This is a genomic window from Anaerorhabdus sp. (assembly GCF_036657415.1).
Lineage (GTDB): Bacteria > Bacillota_I > Bacilli_A > Erysipelotrichales > Erysipelotrichaceae > Anaerorhabdus.
Genome location: NZ_JAVXGL010000044.1, coordinates 1 through 15,838 on the forward strand (window position 1 = coordinate 1; position 15,838 = coordinate 15,838).

General features: G+C 32.2%; 15 protein-coding genes. 14 read left to right on the top strand and 1 reads right to left on the bottom strand.

The features are described from left to right. The first annotated feature begins 39 nt into the window (after window positions 1–39). The 6 genes from agaD to RSB60_RS07330 all read left to right on the top strand — a co-directional run bounded on the left by agaD (window position 40) and on the right by RSB60_RS07330 (window position 4,364). On the top strand, window positions 40–837 hold the full coding sequence (gene agaD, locus RSB60_RS07305) for a PTS galactosamine transporter subunit IID (RefSeq protein WP_323381969.1): 798 nt from the start codon (window positions 40–42) through the stop codon (window positions 835–837). Between the two features lie 98 nt (window positions 838–935). Continuing rightward, the gene (locus tag RSB60_RS07310) at window positions 936–1,517 is read left to right on the top strand and encodes a hypothetical protein (RefSeq protein WP_332491676.1); all 582 of its coding nucleotides are present in this window, start codon (window positions 936–938) and stop codon (window positions 1,515–1,517) included. 114 nt (window positions 1,518–1,631) lie between these two features. After that, the gene (locus RSB60_RS07315; protein WP_332615459.1) at window positions 1,632–2,321 is read left to right on the top strand and encodes a GNAT family N-acetyltransferase; all 690 of its coding nucleotides are present in this window, start codon (window positions 1,632–1,634) and stop codon (window positions 2,319–2,321) included. Continuing rightward, window positions 2,318–3,250, top strand: a complete 933-nt coding sequence (locus tag RSB60_RS07320; protein ID WP_323381973.1) for a magnesium transporter CorA family protein — start codon at window positions 2,318–2,320, stop codon at window positions 3,248–3,250. The genes RSB60_RS07315 and RSB60_RS07320 overlap by 4 nt, the downstream gene beginning before the upstream one ends. 11 nt (window positions 3,251–3,261) lie before the next feature. Beyond that, the gene (locus RSB60_RS07325; RefSeq protein ID WP_323381974.1) at window positions 3,262–3,744 is read left to right on the top strand and encodes a DUF1003 domain-containing protein; all 483 of its coding nucleotides are present in this window, start codon (window positions 3,262–3,264) and stop codon (window positions 3,742–3,744) included. Between the two features lie 95 nt (window positions 3,745–3,839). Beyond that, a complete protein-coding gene (locus RSB60_RS07330; protein ID WP_332615462.1) occupies window positions 3,840–4,364 on the top strand; it encodes a helix-turn-helix domain-containing protein in 525 nt (174 codons plus the stop codon). Between the two features lie 96 nt (window positions 4,365–4,460). On the opposite strand, the gene RSB60_RS07335 is transcribed toward RSB60_RS07330, so the two are convergent. Then, complete coding sequence (locus RSB60_RS07335) at window positions 4,461–6,182, bottom strand: glycoside hydrolase family 13 protein (RefSeq protein WP_332615464.1); 1,722 nt, start codon at window positions 6,180–6,182, stop codon at window positions 4,461–4,463. Between the two features lie 84 nt (window positions 6,183–6,266). Between RSB60_RS07335 and glpK the strand changes: the two genes are divergently transcribed. From glpK to RSB60_RS07375, 8 genes are all read left to right on the top strand, one after another. Further along, window positions 6,267–7,763, top strand: a complete 1,497-nt coding sequence (glpK, locus tag RSB60_RS07340; RefSeq protein ID WP_332491665.1) for a glycerol kinase GlpK — start codon at window positions 6,267–6,269, stop codon at window positions 7,761–7,763. A gap of 10 nt (window positions 7,764–7,773) precedes the next feature. Next, entirely contained in the window at window positions 7,774–9,216 is a 1,443-nt protein-coding gene (locus RSB60_RS07345) for an NAD(P)/FAD-dependent oxidoreductase (RefSeq protein ID WP_323381979.1), read from the top strand. Then, window positions 9,203–10,453, top strand: a complete 1,251-nt coding sequence (locus RSB60_RS07350) for an NAD(P)/FAD-dependent oxidoreductase (protein ID WP_332615467.1) — start codon at window positions 9,203–9,205, stop codon at window positions 10,451–10,453. Before RSB60_RS07345 ends, RSB60_RS07350 begins: the two co-directional genes overlap by 14 nt. Beyond that, window positions 10,450–10,812 (top strand): DUF1667 domain-containing protein, encoded by a 363-nt coding sequence (locus tag RSB60_RS07355; protein WP_332615469.1) that lies wholly within the window; start codon window positions 10,450–10,452, stop codon window positions 10,810–10,812. Before RSB60_RS07350 ends, RSB60_RS07355 begins: the two co-directional genes overlap by 4 nt. Window positions 10,813–10,902: 90 nt before the next feature. Beyond that, window positions 10,903–11,598: a VTC domain-containing protein gene (locus RSB60_RS07360; RefSeq protein WP_332615471.1), complete on the top strand. Its 696-nt coding sequence runs from the start codon at window positions 10,903–10,905 to the stop codon at window positions 11,596–11,598. A 69-nt stretch (window positions 11,599–11,667) separates the two neighbouring features. Further along, window positions 11,668–12,690 carry a Gfo/Idh/MocA family protein gene (locus RSB60_RS07365; RefSeq protein ID WP_332491655.1) on the top strand — a complete coding sequence of 341 codons (1,023 nt, stop codon included), beginning with the start codon at window positions 11,668–11,670 and terminating at the stop codon, window positions 12,688–12,690. Further along, a complete protein-coding gene (locus tag RSB60_RS07370) occupies window positions 12,687–14,240 on the top strand; it encodes an amidohydrolase (protein WP_332476128.1) in 1,554 nt (517 codons plus the stop codon). Before RSB60_RS07365 ends, RSB60_RS07370 begins: the two co-directional genes overlap by 4 nt. Window positions 14,241–14,291: 51 nt before the next feature. Beyond that, complete coding sequence (locus tag RSB60_RS07375; RefSeq protein WP_332615473.1) at window positions 14,292–15,662, top strand: aminopeptidase; 1,371 nt, start codon at window positions 14,292–14,294, stop codon at window positions 15,660–15,662. The last annotated feature ends 176 nt before the right edge of the window (window positions 15,663–15,838 follow it).

Here is a 15,838-nt window from a genome sequence, read left to right on the forward strand (position 1 = left end):
CAGTAGCTAATAATCAAGGCAATGAAGGAGGTAACAAACATGTCGGCATCTAAAAAATTAACTAAAAAAGATTTAACAATGCTTGGAATTCGTTCATCTTTGTTACAAGCATCATTCAACTATGAAAGAATGCAAGCTGGTGGATGGCTACTTGCTCAATTACCAGCTCTTGAAAAAATCTATGCAGATGATAAAGAAGGATTATCAGCAGCAATGACAGATAACCTTGAATTCATCAATACACATCCAAACTTAGTTGGATTCTTAATGGGATTATTAATCTCATTAGAAGAAAACGGTGAAGATAGAAGTTTAATTAAAGGTCTAAAATTAGCATTATTCGGACCAATTGCAGGTATTGGGGACGCTATCTTCTGGTTCACACTACTTCCAATTGTTGCTGGTGTATCATGCTCATTTGCATCACAAGGTTTAATTATTGGTCCAATTATTTTCGTTGGAACATATGTAACTATTTGGGTTCTACGTATTGTATGGACACATATGGGATACCGTTTAGGTACTAAATCATTTGAAATGCTTCAAGAAAATTCAGATATTATAGCTAACTCTGCAACAATTCTAGGTATTACAGTTATTGGTGCTCTAATTGCATCATATGTTAATATTTCATTAGTACCAGTCATTTCAGTAGCTGGAGGAATTGAAGTAGGTGTTCAAGAAGCATTCTTAGATACAATTTTCCCTAAATTATTACCAATGGGATATACATTATTAATGTTCTATCTACTTAAGAAAAAACAAGTAAGTCCAGTTGTACTTATCGTTGGTACAATTATTCTTGCAATCGTTTGCTCATTCATTGGTATTCTATAATTTATCCCTTTCCTAAAAATATAGAGATGCACATTTTATAAAGTGTGCATCTTTTTATTTTCTTGATATGCTATAATAAAAAATGGAAAGGGTAGCCTATGAAAAAAATAATTATAAGTATCATTGTGTTATTGCTCTTAGCTTTAGGTGGAGGAGTATTTTATATATATACAAATATCTACAATAGTAAACAAAAAGATTTAGGAATTACCGTGACTGAACAAGATCAACAATCATTAAATGAAAAACTTGCAGGTACATTGAATAATGAAACAGGTCGAAAAGAATTTACAGCAGAATTAAGTCAAGCAGAGTCTAGTATATTATTGGAAAACGTTTTAAATAATGTTGTTCCTTGTTCAGATGTTCAAACTGTAATTACACCTGATAATCTGACAATTTCGATGACCGCAATGATTGATGAAGGTTTAAAAGAAAAATTGAATGCTCCAATTCCTTTACCAGATAGTGCAGGACTTCTATTAGTTGCGAGTGTAGATACAATTGATGGTAAAATCAATGTTAATGTAACTAAAGCAGAGATCGGTGGGTTGGAATTACCAACTTCATTTATTTCAAAATACAATACAAGAATTTCTCAAATGTTTTTAGATCAAGGATATAATTCAGTAACATTGCAAGATGGAAGTTTATCTGTTAGTGGTTTTGTAAAAGACTAGTGATAATCAATGACCATCGATGATAAATAAAATAACTTAAACATTTTACGTAGATAGTGAAATGTTTTTTTATATTTAAGAGAGTGCTATACTTAATTTGTGAGGTTGATATGTATGGACTTATTAAAAGACTATAAAAGTTATTGTAATTTAATTACATTAAAAAATGATGAAGATTCAAAAATCTATTATGAGAGTGACCATGCTTTGGTTATCTATAAAGAGTGTATGGATTGTACATTTGTTGCCTGTGATGATGAAAGTGAAATAGAAAATTGTTTACGTTACGTTAAAATAAAGCCAAACACTTCTTTTTGTATTCAACATACAAGATTATTAAACTATATTCCACCGCTTGTTGATTCTTTTCAATGTTGCAATTATGTTTATGACAAAGATAATTTTGAATTTAAACAACGTAATGATATAGAAATAAGAGAATTAGATGAATCTTATTTTGATTTTGTATTTGAACATTATGATGGATATAATAATCCAGATTATATTATGGAAAGACTTGGGAGTGGTAATCTTTGGGGTGCATTCAATGAAAGTGAATGTCTTGGATTTATTGGCTATCATGATGAGGGGTCCATGGGCTTACTACATGTTATTGAAGCATATCGCAAACAAGGAATTGGGGAGTATTTAGAGAGTTTTTTAATACATAAAAGCATTCAAGATAAAAGTATTCCTTTTGCCCAAGTGTATCCAGGAAACATTGCATCAGAACATCTACAAAGGAAATTAGGATTAGTGCCAAGTGATAATGTGATTACATGGGGAGGATATGGCGAGCAATGATTTATTTAAATGATAAGGGACACTTAGAAGAAATTAATATTCGCGATGTTGGCGATAACTGCTGTTTTGGACATTTAACTTTGAATGAGTTAATTGAGAATCAAATGTATATGAAAGTTGATTCGCAAGTAATAGAAGCTTGTACAAGTGCACAGGCAAGGTATAAAAACAGTATAGATAGTTTTGATGATTATAGTTTTGGAATTCTAAATATCATTGAGGTAAATCAGTTATATGCAGATCGCGATCGTGTAGCATTCCTTTTACGTAAGAATCAATTCTTTTTGATTGAACTAGTAGATAGCAATAAAAGCATAGAAGATTTATTTGAAAAAGTAATAAAACGATACTGTAATAATGCGCAGTTTGACATTATAGTATCTGCAATATTAGGTTCATTTCTTCAAGATGGTTATGATGCATTAGATAAGATTGATGAAGTAATTACATTGATGGAGACAAACATTGTTGAAGAACGTGCGAGTTCTAAACTCAATCGTGAAATCTATGCTTTGAAGGATCAAATTAGTATTTTAAAGAATTACTATAATCAACTTATGGAGATTGGAACATGTTTACAAGAAAATGTAAATGATCTATTTACACCAGAAGATTTAAGACATATCAAAATATTTACAAATCGTTGTTCACGATTACTGAATGCATGTATTAGTAAACAAGAAGATTTAGTACACTTAAGAGAAGCATTGGATGCAATGTTAGACTACCAATTGAATAATATTATGAAGTTTTTTACAGTAATTACTACTATTTTCCTACCCTTAACGCTTATAGTAGGATGGTATGGGATGAATTTTACAAACATGCCAGAATTAACTTGGGAGTATGGTTATAGCACAGTGATATTACTTAGTGCTATTGTAGTAATAGGATGTTTTTACTTCTTTAGAAAGAGAAAATTATTATAGAGGATAAAATGATGGATAGTAAAGAAAAACTACTAAAAGAGATTTTGGAAGATGTAGATGCGGAAATGACGGATGAAGAAATCATTCATTTATTGCTAAGTCGGAAGATTGCATCAAAAGATTTTAATTCTAAACTCAGTGTTGGGGATAAGACAGCAGACAACCTTGCGAAATTTGCAGGAAGTTGGACTTTCATTATTATATTTTTGACAATCTTAATTATTTGGATTATGTATAACTCAGTCTTAGGTAAACATTTTGACCCGTATCCATTTATCTTGTTGAATCTAATCTTATCGTGTATCGCTGCAATACAAGCACCAATCATCATGATGAGTCAAAATAGACAAGAACAAAAAGACCGTGAACGCGCGGAAAATGATTATCGTGTTAATGTAAAGACAGAAATTATTCTTTCTGATTTACATATGAAAATGGATAAATTACTAGAAAATCAAAAAAATATTTTAGATAATCAAGAGAAAGACGACTAATGCAACTTTAAGTTGCGTATTTGCAAGTAGAGGTTGGTAGAAATTTATTTGATGAAATTTATGATTAAGGTAGTCAAATAAAGGAGGAATTGTAAATGACTTTTTCAGAAAACTTAAAACTAATTAGAAAAGAAAAAGGCATAACTCAAGAAGAACTTGCAGATATGCTAGAAGTAAGTCGTCAAGCGGTATCTAAATGGGAATTGGACGAAGGGTATCCTGAAGCTGAAAAACTAATGTTACTGGCTAATAAGTTAAATGTATCATTGGATTTTTTGATGGGAAATTCAATTTTGAATGAATCAAATAAATCACAAACAACAGGTAGAATTCTAATCACTTCCTATGATGGAAAAGCAATTATTAATTGTTACAAAATAACTTCATCTAATATTTTTGCAACTAAAAAAGGTGATCCTAAGTATGCACTATTTGGAATTGATGGTTCTTCATTTTGGGGCGAAAATAGTACATTGTTAGGATGGTATAATGATAGTGATTCTATTCAAAATGAAATAAAAGAAATAATGCACGCAATGAAACAAGGTCAAACAAGTTACGAACTTAAATATGCTGTCGCTCCACGAGAAAACTTTGGAAAATTGCTAAAGCTAAAGTAGATTTATATCTAGCAGGATGGTTAATAATTTTTGAAATATTTATCAAATCTGTTCATGAGACTATAAAAAAGAATAGCTTTTAGCTATTCTTTTAACTTAAACACGATATTTACTAGAATGAAGTGCTACTTTAGGTTGAGGCTCTTCTTTTTTTATGAGTTTGTATAAATGTGCTTCAAAAGGAGCTAATTTCATGACTCTGCGTAATTCTTTATCAAGTCCATTATGTAGTAATTCTTCCCCTTGTAATGGTTCATCTAAGGTGATATCAGAAGCTTGTTTTGTTAAGTTAATCATAATGAAATATTCATCCTCTCCTAAGCTTCGTTTGAAACATAAGATACTTTTATGATCTTTGTTTAATTCTTTAAAGGTACCAGTACATAATGCTTCGTTATTTTTTCTAAGTTCAATTAATTTTTTATAAAAATTGTAAATAGATTGGGGGTCCTTTATACAATCTTCAGCATTAATTACAGTATAGTTTGGATTTAGTTTAATCCAAGGTGTTGTGGTAGAGAAACCAGCATAATCTTCACTTGACCATTGTACTGGAGTTCTTGCATTATCACGTGTTACATATTGTCCAATTTTTTTAGCGATAGGAAGTGGTACATGCAACATATCATGCATGGCTTGTACTGAATTAATAGCTTCATAGTCTTTCCATTCATGGTAATCAAGTTTAAGATTTGTCATACCAATTTCTTCTCCTTGATAAATGAAGGGAGTACCATACAACATAAAATTGTATAAAGCAAATGCTTTGGCAGATTCTAAATAATAAAGTTTGATATCTCCATAGCGTTCAATGTGTCGCATGTTATCATGATTAGAAAGAAAATTCGCAATATAACCATGATGTTCCATCATAGCATTTTGCCATTTTCGAGTAATTGATTTAATATCACTGGCATTAAAACGATAAAACTTTCTAAAATCATATTTTCCTAAAGAACCATACCCTAATGTTGATAAATCGAAATGAAAGCACATATCAATTTCTTTATTGTCGGGATTAGTATAATTCATGGCATCTTGCAATGTAACCATGCATCCTTCAGCTAATGTTATAACATCATCATATTTTGACATTACTTTCTCATTCATTTCTTTCAAATAAGTATGAACTTTTGGACCATTAAGAATATAATCATCAGGAAATTGATATCCTTTTTTATTTGGATTTTTGTCAGGTAATCCTGGTTTTTTGTCAATACAGTTAATCACATCCATGCGAAAACCACGAATTCCTTTATTTAAATAAAACTTCATTACATTATAAATTTCTTCACGTACTTTCTCATTTTCCCAATTTAAATCAGCTTGTGTGGGAGCGAAGGAAGTTAAATAATAAGAATTATCACTTTCTTTTGTCCAGGAACTTCCACCAAAGAAACTGAGCCAGTTATTTGGTTCACGATGATTTACGCCTTCTTTGAAATAATAAAAATCACGATAAGGGCTTGAAGGGTTATTAAGTGCATCTTTAAACCATTTGTGTTCAGTTGATGTATGATTCGCAACTAAATCCATGAGAATATCAATGTTTCTATTTTTGCATTCAAGAAGTAATTCATCAAAATCATCCATTGTGCCATACTCTGGATTGATTGCATAATAATCACTTATATCATAGCCATAATCATCATTGGGGGATGCGTAAATTGGACTTAACCAAATACATGTAATTCCCAAGTTTTTTAGATAATCGAGTTTACTAATAATACCCTGAATATCACCAATACCATCGTTATTGCTATCCTTAAATGAACGTGGCCATATTTGATACACCACAGAATGTTTAAAATCTACCATGTTACCCCTCCATCTATAACATTTATTATAAACTCTTTCGTAATTCTTGTATAATGGAGATAAAGAAAAACAAGGAGAAACGATGTGGGAAAATATGTAATGGCAATTGATCAAGGAACCACAAGTTCTAGAGCAATTCTGTTTAATCATGATTTAGATATTATTTCTACAGCTCAACGAGAATTTAAACAATACTTTCCAAAACCTGGTTGGGTTGAACATGATGCAAATGAAATTTGGTTAAGTGTTTTAGCATGTATGACAGATTGCATAGTCCAAGCGGAAATTGATCCAGGTGATGTTTGTAGTTTAGGAATAACCAATCAACGTGAAACGGCAGTTGTTTGGAATAAAGACACAGGATTACCGATTTATCATGCGATTGTTTGGCAATCACGACAAACATCAGGCATTTGTGATGATTTAAAAGAAAAAGGATATTCTACACTTATTGAAGAAAAAACAGGACTTAAAATTGATCCTTATTTTTCTGCGACAAAAGTAAAATGGATTTTAGATCATGTAGAAGGAGCTAGAGAGTTAGCGCAAAAAGGTAAGCTTTTATTTGGTACAATTGACACATGGTTAGTTTGGAAGTTATCTGGACAAGCAAATCACGTTACTGATTATACAAATGCTTCTCGAACATTACTCTATAATATTTATGATTTAAAGTGGGATGAAGAATTGTGTACGATAATGGATGTACCAATGAATATGTTGCCCGAGGTTAAACCATCAAGTTGCATTTATGGGATGACAGCTAGTTATCATTTCTTTAACCATGAAATTCCAATAGCTGGAATTGCGGGTGATCAACAAGCCGCATTATTTGGTCAGGCTTGTTTTGAAGAAGGCTCGGCAAAGAATACTTATGGTACAGGTTGTTTTTTATTGATGAATACGGGTAAGAAACCAATTAAAAGCTCACACGGATTAGTTACTACAATTGCATGGGGTATTGATAATGAAGTTAACTATGCTCTTGAAGGCAGTGTGTTTGTGGCAGGAAGTGCAGTACAGTGGCTTCGTGATGGATTGCAGTTTTTCAAAAGTGCAAGTGAGACTGAAGAATTAGCAGAAAGTGTAAATGATACTGGAGGTGTCTATTTGGTACCTGCTTTTGTTGGTTTAGGAGCTCCTTATTGGGATGATAAGTGTCGTGGTGCAATGTTTGGCTTAACACGTGGAACCAAAAGAGAACATATCATACGGGCTACCTTAGATTCACTTGCTTATCAAACAAAAGATATTTTGGATGCAATGCAAGAGGACTCAAAAGTGAATTTAGTTTCGCTTCGTGTAGACGGTGGAGCCGCTACTAATAATTATCTTATGCAATTTCAAAGTGATTTACTTCAATGCAAAGTTGATCGCCCTAAAGTTTTAGAAACCACTGCACTTGGTGCTGCCAGTCTGGCTGGATTAGCGGTTGGTTTTTGGAAAGATAAAGAAGAAATTAAACAAAAGTTATCAATGGAAAAAATATTCAGTCCAAAGATGAAAGTGGAAGAAGCAACAACGTTTTATAAAGGATGGAAAAAAGCTGTAAAAGCATGTATGGAATACCAAGAAGACTAAAGGAGATTTTATGACAGATATTGTAATAATAGGGGCAGGGATTACAGGATGTTTTTTAGCTCACGATTTGAGTCGATATGATGGTTCAATTGTTGTGTTAGAAAAAGAAAATGATGTAGCTTGTGGTGCGACAATGGCAAATAGTGCAATTATTCATAGTGGTCATGATCCTAAAGATGGCACATTGAAAGCAAAGTTGAATGTTCGCGGCAATCAAATGTATGAAGAAATTTGTAAAGAATTGGATTGTACATTCATGCGCATTGGTGCATATGTTTTAGCGACAAGTCAGGAAGAAAACGAAACGTTATTGCAACTAAAAAAACAAGCGGATAGTCGTCAAGTCCCTTGTTGTCTACATACTAGAGAAGAAATAATAAAAAAGGAACCTCAACTATCAGATCAAGTTATTAGTGGTTTATGGTTGCCTTCAACAGGTATTTTATATCCATGGGAAATCGCAATCGCATTGATGGAAAATGCAATATCAAATGGCGTAGATTTAAAATTAGATGAAGAAGTAATAAAAATCGAAAAAATTGATCAAGGTTATCGTGTAAAGACAAAGAATCAAACCATTGATACAAAGATAGTTATTAATTGCAGTGGTGTTTATGCAGATGATTTGTATGCAACACTAATCCAGCGTAAAGATTTTTCTATTACTGCAAGAAAAGGTGAATACTTTGTATTAGATCATATGAAGAAACCATATGTAAATCATGTATTATATCCTGTTCCAAGTAAAATTGGAAAAGGTGTATTAGTAGTCCCAACTATTCATGATAATATTTTACTAGGACCTACAAGTTATGAAGTCGATGATAAATATGCAATTAATAATACACAAAAAGGATTGGATTTTGTAAGAGGACAATTATCAAAAATTGTAAAAGATGTTCCAATGGATAAACTGATAAGAACCTTTGCAGGTAATCGTCCAAGTGGTAATACAAAAGATTTTATTATTGAAGAATCAAAGGAGTGTCCTGATTTTTTCAATGTTGCTGCTATTGAATCACCTGGACTTGCATCAGCACCAGCGATATCAGAAATGGTTGTGGGATTAATTTTAGATAAACATGCATTAAATAAAAAAGAAAATGTAATTAAAGTAAATCGTCCTAAAGTTAGAGTAAAAGATTGTTCGATTGATGAGAAGAACGAACTTGTCAAAAAAGATAAACGTTATGCAAAAATGATTTGTCGTTGTGAACAAATTACAGAGGCTGAAATCATCGATGCAATTCATCGTCCCTGCGGTGCTACAACTGTAAAAGGTGTAAAGAAAAGAGTAGGGCCAGGACTAGGTAGATGTCAAGGAGGATTTTGTGAACCGCTTGTTGTTGAAATTCTTGCACGAGAATTAAATAAAGACCCACAAGAAATAGTATTAGATAATTTAGACTCTAAGATGCTAGTAGAAAGGACCAAACAAAATGAAAACAATTGATTGTGTTGTAATTGGAGGTGGTTCGGCAGGGTTGTCGGCAGCACTTGAAGTAACTCGTCAAGGAATTCATAATGTCTTGATTCTTGAACGAGATGTTGAATTAGGAGGAATCCTAAACCAATGTATTCATAATGGGTTTGGCTTACATACATTTAATGAGGAGTTAACAGGTCCAGCTTATGCTGAACGATTTATCCAAGAGTTAAATAATTCTTCAATTGAAGTAAAATGCAATACAACGGTAATTCAGATTACAAAGGATAAAAAAATAATTTATTGTAATCCAGAAGAAGGTTATGTGACAATACAAGCAAAAGCTATACTTTTGGCCATGGGATGTCGTGAAAGAACACGGGGAGCATTAGCGATTCCGGGCTATCGTTCTAGTGGAATATGGACTGCCGGAACAGCACAACGATACCTCAACATGGATGGTTATCTTTGTGGCAAGAAAGTATTTATTTTAGGATCTGGTGATATCGGTCTTATTATGGCAAGAAGAATGACATTAGAAGGTGCAACAGTTTTAGGAGTGGCAGAAATCATGCCTTATTCAAATGGATTACCACGTAATATGAAACAATGCTTAGAAGATTTTAATATCCCACTTTACTTGAGTCATACGGTAACTGATATCGAAGGACTTGAACGTGTAGAAGGTATTGTAATATCAGAAGTTGATGAAAAAAGAAATATTATTGAAGGATCGCAAAAACATTTTGATGTTGATACACTTTTGCTTTCAGTAGGTTTAATACCTGAAAATGCCTTAAGTGAAGAAATAGATATTGATTTGAATCCTAGAACGAAAGGACCATTTGTAAATGAAAGTTATAGTACTACTTGCGAAGGAATCTTTGCATGTGGAAATGTACTACATGTTCATGACTTAGTAGACTTTGTTAGTCAGGAAGCAAAGAATGCAGGTAGAATGGTTGCGAAATATATTAAAAATGAATTAGATCATGATTATGGTTTTAAATGTATACAGGGAGCAGGTGTTAGTTACTGTATCCCTAATACAATTAATACTAAAAATGTTGATAATAAAATTGAAATTTACTTTAGAGTTTTAAATCCAAATAAAAATGCAAAAATTAGAATTTTAAAAGATGGACAAGTTCTTAAAGAAATTAAGCGACCTCACTTAAATCCAGCTGAAATGGAAAAAGTCATTCTAGATAAGAATGAAATTGATGATTGCAAAAATCAGATAGAAATTGAGGTGGTTGCATGAAACAAGAATTAATTTGTATAACTTGTCCTATTGGCTGTCATTTAACTGTAGAAATTGAGAATGGTAAAGTACTCTCAGTTAGTGGCAATACATGTCCACGAGGAGTTGTATATGCACAAAATGAATGTCTGCATCCAGTACGAGTTCTCACATCAACGGTTGTCATTAATCATGCTTTATATCCACGATTACCTGTTGTAACAAGTCAACCTATTCCAAAAGAAAAGATGTTTGATGTTATGCGTGAAATAAATAAAATTACAATAGAAGCACCAGTCACAAGAAATGAAATAATTATTAAGAATGTTTGTAATTTAGGTGTGGATATCATAGCATCAAGAAGTATGGGTAGAATTTAATTCTACCTTTTTATGTTCACATAAAGTTCAAATAGTTATCATGCAACTTACATGAATAAGGAATAGAGTTAAGTAAAGGAGGAATTATCAATGAAAATTCAACCTAGTATAAGTCAAATTGAGAGAAAGTATATCTTAAAAGAAGCACAATTAAAAAAATTCATGAACAGTATTTCAAATAAAATAGAGGAAGAAGAACATTTTAAATATACTGTATACAATATTTATTATGAACCAGTAAGTTCAGATCTAATATCAAAAACATTTAAAAGAACAAACTATAAAGAAAGAATTCGATTAAGAAGTTATGGTATTCCTCGTATAAACGATCCAGTTTATATTGAAATAAAAGAAAAACACCAAGAGTTGACTTCCAAACTGCGCTTAGAAATGAGTTTAGATGAAGCATATGAACTACTATGTGAACAACATGAGTGTGGTGATAACCAAATAGATGAGTTATTAAGGAATAGTGGTCTAATTCCTAAATTATTTATTGGTTATGAAAGAGTAGCATATTGTAGTAAGTTTGACCCTAAAGTAAGAATTACATTTTCTATGAATATACGTTATCGTAATGAAGATTTTAGGTTATGTGATTTAGTGGAGAATAAACGCCTGTTTAATGATGAAACGCTGTTGTTAGAAATCAAAGGAGCAGTGGTTCCAAAATGGCTTGAAGACGCATTGAGAGAAGCAGATTGTACATCAATAACTGAACATAGAGTCATGCGAACTTTCAAGAATATTGAAGAACGGCTGAAACTATCAAATAATCTCATTTAAAGATAGCAATACACCTATAATTTCAAGGGGTTTTATGCTATTCTATTTCTAAAGAAAAGAGGTAGGAATATGCGATTTGGAGTTGTAGGAACTAATTTTGTATCAGATTTTTTCATGAATGGCGCAAAAGAGGTTGCAGAGTGTGAAGTAGCAGCTGTATGTAGTGGACGTAAAGAAAATGCGATTAAATTTGCTGAGAAATATCAAATTCCACTAGTATTCGATAATTATATTGAAATGATTGAGTCAAAAGAAATAGATGCAATCTATTTAGCAGTGCCTAATAGTCTTCACTATGAAATTACATGTGAATGTATAAAAAGAGGAATTCCAACACTTACGGAAAAACCATTTGCCTCTAATTATAATGAAGCTAAGCATATGATTGAATTAAGTAAAGAATATAAAACATATTTACATGATGGATTAATTCCAATGTACACAGATAATTTTCAAATTTTAAAAGACAATCTACATTTAGTAGGTAAGGTTCGTCGTGGAGTTTTCGTATTTGGAAAATATTCTTCACGTTATGATGCTTATTTAAGAGGAGAAAATCCAACGACATTTAGAAGAGAATTGTGTAATGGTTCATGTATGGATATTGGCGTTTATGCAATTGGAGATGCTGTGGCACTATTTGGTAAACCTAAAAAAATAATTGCGACAGGAATTCTATTAGATACTGGAGTAGATGGATTAGGTTCATGTACACTTATTTACGATACGTTTGAAGTATGTATCCAACATTCAAAGATTACCGATACTAAAATCATTTCGGAAATACAAGGTGAAGAAGGTACAATTCAAATTGATATGCCAAGTCGTATGGATGGAATGTGGTTTTATCCAAGAAATCCAGAAAGAGCAGGTATGCATAAGGTCGATGAAAGCGGAAAAGTATTGTTGTCAAAACCTAGTCAAGAAGGATTTGCATATCAATTAAGAGATTTCATTGAAAATGTTAAAGAAGGTAGACCTGAATCTTTGAAATTGCCACATCAAATGACATTAGATATCATGGAAGTTTTAACTGAATGTCGTCGTCAAATGGGAGTTATTTACCCATGTGATGAGAAGGAGATTGGATGAAAACGTTGCTTAAGAATTGTGTCATTCATGGAGTCGATAAAGACGCAATCTTATTAAGTGATAATAAAATAGAGAAGATTGGATTCTATGACGATTTAAATCATTATGTAGATAAATATATTGATGTAGATCATGGAATAGTTTTACCAGGATTCAACGACTCACATATGCATCTTTTAGGCGTTGGAAATTTCGTTTCATCTTTACAACTACAAGACTGTTGTACTTTAGAAGAAGTTTATGATTTAGTACGTACATCGTGTGAAAATAAAAAACCAGGAGAATGGATTGTAGGAAGAGGATGGAATCAAGATAATTTTGATAAGGTGCAGTTTCCTACTAAAGAAGATTTAGATAAGATTACGCTTGTTAATCCGATTTGTTTAACACGATGCTGCGGACATGTTGCAGTGTGTAATACCAAAGCATTAGAACTCGCGAAAATAACAAAAGAAACGACAGTTAGTGGTGGTGATATTGAATTTGAAACTGGATTAGTTAAGGAAATGGCAATAGAACTTATTCATCATGCATTTCCACCTTTAACCAAAGAAGATTTAAAAACACTAATTATTAAAGGTATGGAAGAATGTAATCAAAATGGTATTACATCAATTCAAAGTGACGATTTTGTTTCATTAACAAAAGACTATCATTTGCCATTAGAAGCATTTCGTGAACTATGCAATGAAGGAAAATGTAGCTGTCGAGTTAATGAACAATGTCAATTCATTGTACTTGATGATTTAAAAATGTTTATCGCTGAAAATCAACTTTCAAATAAAGGAAATGAAGTGTTTAAACTAGGGCCTATCAAAGTTGTTGGAGATGGATCATTAGGTGCTCGAACAGCATTAATGTCTTCACCATATGCTGATGCGAATACCAGTGGAATGGCAAATTATACCCAAGAAGAATTTGATATGTTTGTAAAATTGGGTGAAGAATTAGGGATGGGAACAATTATTCATACAATTGGGGATGGTTGTTTAGATATGGTATTAAATAGTTTTGAAAAATATTGTACACCAGGTAATCCACATCGTTCAGGAATTGTCCATGTCCAAATAACACGTGATGATCAATTAAAGAGAATCGAGAAATTAAAACTACATTGTTATATTCAAAGCTGTTTTATTGATTATGATTGCCGTATTGTTGAACAACGTGTTGGTTCTAAAGCTAAAACATCGTATGCATTTAAAACATTGTTGGAAACAACTACTGTTTCAAATGGATCAGATTCACCAGTAGAACCACTACATTGTTTGAAGGGTATTGAATGTGCAATAACAAGGAGTACTATTGGATGCGATAATCCATATCGTAAAGAAGAGGCACTAACAATTGAACAAGCTATAGATAGCTATACTAAGAATGGTGCTTATGCATCATTTGAAGAAAAAATTAAAGGAAAACTTGAGGCAGGTATGTTAGCAGATTTTGTGGTTTTAGACCAGAATCCTTATACTGTAAAACCAAGTGAGATTCATAATATTCAAGTGAAAATGACGATTTTTGATGGAAAAGTAGTCTATATGAAGAGTTAGAATTGAAATTGATTGAATTAGCGATGTAAAATAATAGAGGAGGAAATAGCAATGAAAACAGTATGGGAAAAATTAAATAATGTAGAAACAAAAGCATTGTTTGATTTCAATGAAGGATACAAAAAATATCTTGATGCAGGAAAGACGGAAAGAGAGTGTGTAACTGCCGCAATACAATTGGCAAAGAAAGCTGGATTTAAGGATTTCAATGCAATGAAATCGAAGAAGTGTAAAGCTGGGGATAAAGTTTACTTTGTAAATAAAGAAAAAAGTATTTGTTTATATGTAATTGGAACAGAACCATTAGAAAATGGATTAAATGTACTAGGTGCTCACATTGATTCACCACGTATTGATTTAAAACAAAATCCTATTTATGAATCAGATGGTTTAGTTTTATTTGAAACCCACTATTATGGTGGTGTAAAGAAATATCAATGGGTTGCTCAACCTATGGCGCTACATGGTGTTGTTTGTAAGAAAGATGGCACAGTAATAACTGTTGCGATTGGTGAAAAAGAAACAGATCCAGTTGTAGGGATTAGTGATTTATTAATTCACCTTGCAGGTGATCAACTATCTAAGACAGGTAGTAAAGTAGTAGAAGGAGAAGATTTAAATCTATTGGTTGGATCTATTCCAGATGGTAAAGCAAAAGATGATAAAGTTAAATCAAATATACTTAAATTATTAAAAGATCAATATAATATTGAGGAAGATGATTTTATTAGTGCTGAACTTGAAATCGTTCCGGCTGGAAAAGCAAGAGATTATGGATTAGATCGTAGTATGGTAATGGGATATGGCCATGATGATAGAGTTTGTGCATATACATCACTAATGGCTATCCTTGAAATGAAAAAACCTAAACGTACAAGTTGCTGCATTTTAGTGGATAAAGAAGAAGTAGGTTCGCAAGGAAATACAGGGATGCAATCACGTTTCTTTGAGAATACGATTGCGGAATTATTAGATGCGACTAGCACATTTACTGATTTGAAATTAAGAAGAACATTCTCAAATTCAAAAATGTTATCCAGTGATGTATCTGCAGGTTTTGATCCTAATTATCCAAGTGTTTATGAAAAGAAAAATACAGCATACTTAGGAATGGGTTTATGTTTAAACAAATATACAGGCTCTCGTGGTAAGGGTGGTTGTAATGATGCAAACCCAGAATTTATTGCAGAAATTCGTCAAGTATTTGATACTGCAAAAGTTCAATTCCAAACTTCAGAGCTTGGTAAAGTTGATCAAGGTGGCGGAGGAACAATCGCTTATATCCTTGCAAACTTAAACATGGAAGTAATTGATGCTGGTGTGGCAGTTCAAAATATGCATGCACCTTACGAAGTTGTTTCAAAAGCAGATGTTTATGAAGCATATCGTGGCTATAAAGCTTTCTTAGAAAAAATAAAATAAAAATTGACTCTGCGGTTAAATAAAACTGTAGAGTTTTTTTATCTTATAGGAAAGTTCTTCACGATGAATAGAACGATAGAGAGATGAGGAAACTTAAGATAGTGAAAGGTTAGGAGAAAAGACTTGAAATATATTCAAGTTTGACTGTTTCTATGGTATCCTAGTATCAAATCTTG

What these genes read in the sequence shown, in the direction of transcription:
- agaD (WP_323381969.1), top strand. Translation starts at nt 40, where the DNA reads ATGTCGGCATCTAAAAAATTAACTAAAAAAGATTTAACAATGCTTGGA.
- RSB60_RS07310 (WP_332491676.1), top strand. Translation starts at nt 936, where the DNA reads ATGAAAAAAATAATTATAAGTATCATTGTGTTATTGCTCTTAGCTTTA.
- RSB60_RS07315 (WP_332615459.1), top strand. Translation starts at nt 1,632, where the DNA reads ATGGACTTATTAAAAGACTATAAAAGTTATTGTAATTTAATTACATTA.
- RSB60_RS07320 (WP_323381973.1), top strand. Translation starts at nt 2,318, where the DNA reads ATGATTTATTTAAATGATAAGGGACACTTAGAAGAAATTAATATTCGC.
- RSB60_RS07325 (WP_323381974.1), top strand. Translation starts at nt 3,262, where the DNA reads ATGGATAGTAAAGAAAAACTACTAAAAGAGATTTTGGAAGATGTAGAT.
- RSB60_RS07330 (WP_332615462.1), top strand. Translation starts at nt 3,840, where the DNA reads ATGACTTTTTCAGAAAACTTAAAACTAATTAGAAAAGAAAAAGGCATA.
- RSB60_RS07335 (WP_332615464.1), bottom strand. Translation starts at nt 6,182, where the DNA reads ATGGTAGATTTTAAACATTCTGTGGTGTATCAAATATGGCCACGTTCA.
- RSB60_RS07345 (WP_323381979.1), top strand. Translation starts at nt 7,774, where the DNA reads ATGACAGATATTGTAATAATAGGGGCAGGGATTACAGGATGTTTTTTA.
- RSB60_RS07350 (WP_332615467.1), top strand. Translation starts at nt 9,203, where the DNA reads ATGAAAACAATTGATTGTGTTGTAATTGGAGGTGGTTCGGCAGGGTTG.
- RSB60_RS07355 (WP_332615469.1), top strand. Translation starts at nt 10,450, where the DNA reads ATGAAACAAGAATTAATTTGTATAACTTGTCCTATTGGCTGTCATTTA.
- RSB60_RS07360 (WP_332615471.1), top strand. Translation starts at nt 10,903, where the DNA reads ATGAAAATTCAACCTAGTATAAGTCAAATTGAGAGAAAGTATATCTTA.
- RSB60_RS07365 (WP_332491655.1), top strand. Translation starts at nt 11,668, where the DNA reads ATGCGATTTGGAGTTGTAGGAACTAATTTTGTATCAGATTTTTTCATG.
- RSB60_RS07370 (WP_332476128.1), top strand. Translation starts at nt 12,687, where the DNA reads ATGAAAACGTTGCTTAAGAATTGTGTCATTCATGGAGTCGATAAAGAC.
- RSB60_RS07375 (WP_332615473.1), top strand. Translation starts at nt 14,292, where the DNA reads ATGAAAACAGTATGGGAAAAATTAAATAATGTAGAAACAAAAGCATTG.